The sequence below is a fragment of the Rhabdothermincola sp. genome (genome assembly GCF_036846205.1).
Classification (GTDB): domain Bacteria; phylum Actinomycetota; class Acidimicrobiia; order Acidimicrobiales; family Acidimicrobilacustridaceae; genus Rhabdothermincola.
Genome location: NZ_DAIUCK010000142.1, coordinates 1 through 5,869 on the forward strand (window position 1 = coordinate 1; position 5,869 = coordinate 5,869).

General features: G+C 70.4%; 5 protein-coding genes. All 5 read right to left on the reverse strand.

Annotation, left to right across the window (positions count from 1 at the left end):
* Positions 1-123 precede the first annotated feature (123 nt).
* Positions 124-1,662 (reverse strand): arylsulfatase, encoded by a 1,539-nt coding sequence (locus V7004_RS14920; protein ID WP_334144986.1) that lies wholly within the window; start codon positions 1,660-1,662, stop codon positions 124-126.
* A gap of 88 nt (positions 1,663-1,750) precedes the next feature.
* On the reverse strand, positions 1,751-2,569 hold the full coding sequence (locus V7004_RS14925; protein ID WP_334144987.1) for an SDR family NAD(P)-dependent oxidoreductase: 819 nt from the start codon (positions 2,567-2,569) through the stop codon (positions 1,751-1,753).
* Positions 2,570-2,667: 98 nt separating this feature from the next.
* Positions 2,668-2,910 carry a ferredoxin gene (locus V7004_RS14930; RefSeq protein ID WP_334144988.1) on the reverse strand — a complete coding sequence of 81 codons (243 nt, stop codon included), beginning with the start codon at positions 2,908-2,910 and terminating at the stop codon, positions 2,668-2,670.
* 170 nt (positions 2,911-3,080) lie between these two features.
* Positions 3,081-4,190 carry a hypothetical protein gene (locus V7004_RS14935; RefSeq protein ID WP_334144989.1) on the reverse strand — a complete coding sequence of 370 codons (1,110 nt, stop codon included), beginning with the start codon at positions 4,188-4,190 and terminating at the stop codon, positions 3,081-3,083.
* Positions 4,191-4,632: 442 nt separating this feature from the next.
* Positions 4,633-5,869: hypothetical protein (locus tag V7004_RS14940; RefSeq protein WP_334144990.1), on the reverse strand; the 1,237-nt coding region annotated here is incomplete at its 5' end.

A 5,869-nucleotide genomic window follows, 5' to 3' on the forward strand; every position in this document is an offset into this window, starting at 1 on the left:
CACCCCGCGTTCTGGCATGTCGAACACGTGCCCCGGCACGCGTTTGACATGCCAGTTGGTGAATGAGGCAGCTCGCTGATGAGGAGAACGGACGAAGGTGGTGAGCTTGCGTGCCGGTCCGGCTCAGATCATCGACGCGATGGGGTGCTTCGGCGGGTATGCGCCGAAGGTCATCAGGTGGTCACGGATGCCGGCGGTGAAGCTCTCCAGGTAGGCCAGCTTGCGGATGAGGTAGCTGCGGCTCTCCTTCGGGTCGAGGTAGAGGTTGTAGAGCCGCCCGTGGGTGTAGCGCTGGGTGACGCCGGTGAACCCGCCGAGGTTGAGCGCGTCCCGGTCGTCGTCGGAGGTGGACGCCACCATGAACTTCCACTCCCCCACCCGCAGGGCGGAGAACACGGTGACCAGCCAGTAGTAGAGGTACTTGCGGTTCGAGACCCCGTCGGGGTCGAGCAGGAACGAGGTCTGGTCCACCCCGTCGATGTACCGATCGGAGGGGATGCGGTCCTCGGCCCCTGCCAGCCGCAGCACCGTGGGGAACAGGTCCATCTGGGAGAAGATGCCGTCGCTCGCCCGGTCGGCGTCGATCATGCCCGGCCACACGATGATGCCCGGCACCCGCTGGCCGCCCTCCCAGGTGGAACCCTTGGCACAGCGGAACGGCGAGTAGGCGGCATCCGGCCAGGTCTCCATCTCCGGGCCGTTGTCGGAGGAGATGAACACCAGGGTGTCGTCGAGCTGGCCGGTGGCCTCCAGCTCGGCGACGAGACGCCCCACGATGTCGTCGAGCTCCATGATCGTGTCCTTGTAGGGGTGCTTGGCCGGGGAGCGTCCGAGGAACCGCTCGTGGGGGTAGTTGTCGAAGTGGGCGCCGCGGGTGCAGTGGTACAGGAACCACGGACGCTGCTGCGGGGTGCCGAGCCGGGCAGCCATCCGGCGGATGAACTCGAGCGAGTAGGTCGCCCACCGGTCATCGAGCTGCGAGAGCACCGGGATGGTGACCTCCTCGACCGTCTCCAGCTCGCCGCCCCGGGTGGCGTGCACGAAGCACTTGTTGAAGGGCAGGTTCTCCACCCAGCGGGTGCGCTCCTCGCTGTAGACGATCTCGGGGAAGAAGTAGGGGTCGCGCCATTCGGTGTACATGTCCGACACGGACAGGAAGCCGTAGAAGTCGTCGAAGCCGACGTGCTGGGGTTGGGATTCGACGTTCTCGCCCATGTGCCACTTCCCCACCGCCTGGGTCACGTACCCGGCGTCGGAGAGGAGCTGGGCGAGGGTGATCTCCCCGTCGAGCCCACCACGCTGGCCGTACATCGGCGGGCGAAGCAGGCCGTGACGCATGGGCAGGCGCCCGGTCATCAGCGATGCCCGCGACGGGGTGCACGACGGCTCGCTGTAGCAGGAGGTGAGCAGGAGCCCCCGCCGAGCCAGCCGATCGATGTTCGGTGTCGGCGCCCCGACCGCCACCCCGCCGCCGTAGCAGCCGAAGTCACCCCAGCCGACGTCGTCGAAGTAGATGAACAGCACGTTGGGTCGCTTGCCGCCAGGGCCACGGTAGGCGTCGAGCTTGGCTGCCGCCCGTGCCTCCTGGTCGGGGAGCACGAAGCGGGGCTCGAGGTGGTCGGCTTCGCGGACCGTCTCCGCGACGACGGGATCGTGAGCCATGGGATCGGGTCCTTCCTGGGGGATCGGTGAGAGCGGCGACGGCGAAAGCGATGCCGACGAGGCCGGGGCCGGCGATCCGGGCCGGCGATCAGGGCCGGGACCGTCGAAGACCGGGGTGGCGGCTGGCGAGCACGGGCACCAGCAGCTCCTTCGGGGTCAGGGAGGCTGCGAGCGCGACCACCCGGTTGGCGGTGCCGGGGATGGCCACGGCGCGGCCCCGGTCGAGGGCGTCGACCCCGACCCGGGCCACCGCGTCGGCGCGCTCCCACATGAAGCTCGGCAGCGCGGTCTCGTCCTCACCGGTGAAGCCGGCCACCTCGCTGAACTCGGTCTTCACCGGCCCGGGGCACAGGGCGGTGGCGGTGACGCCCGTGCCGCGCAGTTCGCCGCTCAGACTGCGGGTGTAGGAGAGGACGAACGCCTTGCCCGCCGCGTAGCCAGCCTGGCCGGGCAGGGGCTGGAAGGCCGCGGTCGAGGCCACGTTGAGCACCGCCCCCCGGCCTCGCTCCACCATCCCGGGAAGGAACCGACTGCACAGATCGACCACCGCCACCACGTCGACCTCGACCATGTTGATCTCCGCCTCGGGGTTCGATCGGGCGACCGGGCCGACGGTCGAGAGCCCGGCGTTGTTGACCAGGATGTCGACCGTGAGGCCCAGGGCGTCGACGCGCGCGGGGAGCTCGGCCCGTGCCGCCCGGTCGGCGAGGTCGGCGGGGAGCACCTCGGCGCGCACACCCTGCTCACGCAGCTCGGCGGCGAGGGCGCCGAGCCGGTCGGCCCGCCGGGCGACGAGAGCGACCCCGTGTCCACGGCGAGCCAGCTCGCGGGCGATCTCGGCACCGATGCCGGAGGATGCGCCGGTGACCAGCGCGGTGCGATCAGGGGCGGGGGTGGGAAGCGTCATGCCGAGACGCTACCCACTCGAGCCGCCGCGCTCGCCGCCGGTTCGCGCCGGCGGTATGCGGACCGGTCCGAGCCGGTGGCGCCTGTCTCCAGGCGACCTCAGCTGGGCTCGATGAAGATGCACTCCCCGGGGCACTCCTCCGCCGCCTCGATGACCGCGTCGAGGCTGCCATCGGGGATGGCGACGATGCCCTGCGGACCGCCGGGGTCCTTCTTCACCCCGCTGCCGTCCTTCACGTAGGCCAGCCCGTCGTCGAGCAGCACGAAGATGTCCGGCGCGATCTCCGCGCAGATGCCGTCACCGGTGCAGAGATCCTGGTCGATCCAGACGCTGTAGCTCATGACTCCTCGCTGGTGGGAGAGGGCGGGCCGGACGATTGTGGTTCGCCCGGCCCCGGTGTCGCCAACCGGCGACCCGGCCGCCGGGCTCGGCCGTCGCGGGCGAGCTGCCGATGGGTGCCGAGCGATGGATGCCCGGTCCGAGGTGGCCGAACCGACCGGTTCGCTCGGGATCAACAGATCGAGGCGACATTCGCCGACTCCTGGAGCCGGCCGGCCATGGAGTGCAGGATGTCGCAGAGGTCGACCACGTCGTCGGGGGAGGGCTCGGTGATGGTGACCGGCTTGCCCAAATCGAAGAAGTCGACGGTCATGGTCATGGTCATTCCCAGTTCGGGCATGGCGCCGAGCCCCTCCGATCCGGGGCCTGTTCCGTCGAGACCATCGAGCGTGCCGAACAACGCGCCGAACAGCTCGCCGAGGTCGTAGGTCATCGCCACCCGCCGGACGTACCCGTCGGCGTCGAGGTACACATCGACCGGGAACGTGACGTCCCGAAGCGCCTGGTCGACCTCGCCACCAACACCACCCAACAGCTGCTCCATGCGCGGCCGGTCGGCACCGGCTACGTCGAGCGCCCGACCGACCGACACCGCCGCGTGCAGGTGCGTGGTCTCGACCCCGTCGATGACCTCGGTTCCGACGGTGGTCAGATCAGCACCGACCCCGCGCAGGTAGCCGAGGATGGCGGAGGGATCGGTGAGCGGGTCACCCATCGGGCCGGACAGACCGATCTTCTCGAGCACGCCCAGCCGGGAGCCGTCGACCCGGATCCACCTGCCGGTGATCGACGGGTCGAGCACCCCCAACATGGGCGTGCGCAGGTAGGCGACGTCGCCGGCCCGAATGACGGCCGTCTCCGTGTTGGCCAGGTTGCCGAGCGCGCCCTGCCCGCCAGCCCTGCCTCCGAGACCCTCGAGGCCCTCCAGGAATGGCAGGTCGGTGCGCATCGTGAGCGAGAAGCGTTGGCGACCGTTGTCGTACGCGCCTTCGCCGGACGTGGTCATCGACAGCGACCCGGGGATGGAGGTCGACCCCCCCTCCCCGGACATCTCTGTCGACATCGTGACCCGGAACCTGCCGGTGGTCGCACCAGCGGTGCGGTCGGCAGCGGCGGCGAGCGCCACCGGGTCGAACGACCGCTCGGTACCGCCTTGGCGCTCGGTGACCGCCGACGAGTCCAGGTCGGCGTCGGTGTCCACCTGGACGTAGGTGCCTTCCTTGGTGGCGCACGCAGCCAGTAGCAGGCCCGCCGTCAAGACGACCACGCAGCGTCGCAACATGACTACACGGTACCCGCAGAGCTGGTGACGATCCGGAGCGGCGCCCGGCCCCGCGGCGCGTACGATGCCCGGTCGATGAGCGGGAGCGGCGCACCGGCGCTCCCGAGGACGTCCCGCCCTCGTGGGACTTCCGCGCCTTGGGCGTGAGCTGGACTTCTAAGGGGTGGGCTGCGGCCGTTGGGCTGCCGGTTCTGGAACTCCCGCTGGGCGGTGGTGGAGCTTCGTCGACCGCGGCACTGATGGGCGGTCTTCTTGTCCATGCCGGCATCGGTCTTTGTCTTTGTGGCGATGGTCGGCACCGGTGGTAAGGCGCGCTGGGCGGGGTCTAGCGCTGGCTGGGCGGTGCCGGTTGCTTGTGGGCTGTTCGTGTGGGGGTTGCTTCGTCGGGTGGGTTGGCCGATTGCGTCAGGTGGGATTGCGTCAGGTGGGCGAAGCTCGAGGTTTACGGGGCGGTGGTCTGTGTGGTGTGGGGGCCGCTGTGGTGTCGGTGCCAGGCGTAGGTGTTGGTGAGCAGCGCCCAGGAGAGCAGGTCGAGGAGTTGGCGTCGCCAGCCGAGGGCGGAGGCGCGATCGGCGATGAGCGTGGCTTTGTAGGCGGCGTTGATGGCTTCGCTGTCGTTGCGTAGCCCGTACAGCAGCGGGAACAGCGGGTCGGATTCGGGTAGGAGGCGGAGCTGGTCGGGGCGCCCGTAGCCGGTTTCGCCGGGCTGGGGGTGTGGGCTGATCCAGGCGGTGAAGGTCTGCTTGGGGCATGGGACGAGCACGCCAAGCGCGAATCGCCACCGGTTGGTGCGCCCGCGGCGGTAGCGGCGGATCTGCTGGCGGTCGAGTGGTGGGGACAGGACGGGGCGGCCGCTGTCGTCGAGGGTGCTGTCGTGCACGGTGCCGCCGCAGGTGACGAGGGTGTGGCGGCAGGTTCGGCGCCCGACGGTGTGGGTCCAGGTGCCGAGGGGGAGCTGTCGGTAGGTGCGGGTGTCGTCGTCGCGTCCGGCGGGGTGGGGTTTGTTGATGACGATGAGCCCGAGATCGCTCATGAGGGTCTCGTGGTGGACCCCGCGGAAGGCGCCGTCGTAGACGACGGCTTGGATGCCGTCGCCGGCGTGGGCGTGGACTTGTCGGATGAGCTCGATAGCGGTGTCGGCTTCGCGTCCGGGTTGGTCGACGCGGCCGACGGCGAGGAGGACGCGGCGGTGGGCTTCGGGGCCTCGTACGGCGATGGTGACGAGTTCGTTGCCCCAGATGGGCCCGTCGTAGCGGACGTGTTGGGCGGCGTCGGGGTCGCGCCGGCCCCGGTTGGTGGGCCGGTACAGGGGACGTACCACGGTGCCGTCGCCGTAGATGGTGCGCGTCGGGTGGGGTCGGGTGCGTGAGCCGGGTCCGTCGGGGTCGAGGAGCCCGACCTGGCGGGCGAGGCGCACCGAGTGGCGGGTGAAGGCCTCGACGAGCGCGGCGAGGGGTTCGTCGCCGGTGAGCCAGTCGCGGGCGTGGCGGTAGGTGTCAGAGGTGAGCGCCGACCCGACCGCACCGAGCGGAGCGCCGGCGGGGTGGGTGGCAGCGCCGGTGTTGTAGCGCTCGGTGACCGCGGCCCAGGTGGGGTGGTGGGCGAGTTCGGTGTCGAGCCGGTTGGCCGAGCCCCACAGGCGGGCCATGGCACCCCAGGCGAGGTGCAAGGCGAGGGGG

Bases quoted from the DNA above. Each gene is read 5' to 3' on its own strand.
- V7004_RS14920 (WP_334144986.1), bottom strand. From the start codon at position 1,662: ATGGCTCACGATCCCGTCGTCGCGGAGACGGTCCGCGAAGCCGACCAC.
- V7004_RS14925 (WP_334144987.1), bottom strand. From the start codon at position 2,569: ATGACGCTTCCCACCCCCGCCCCTGATCGCACCGCGCTGGTCACCGGC.
- V7004_RS14930 (WP_334144988.1), bottom strand. From the start codon at position 2,910: ATGAGCTACAGCGTCTGGATCGACCAGGATCTCTGCACCGGTGACGGC.
- V7004_RS14935 (WP_334144989.1), bottom strand. From the start codon at position 4,190: ATGTTGCGACGCTGCGTGGTCGTCTTGACGGCGGGCCTGCTACTGGCT.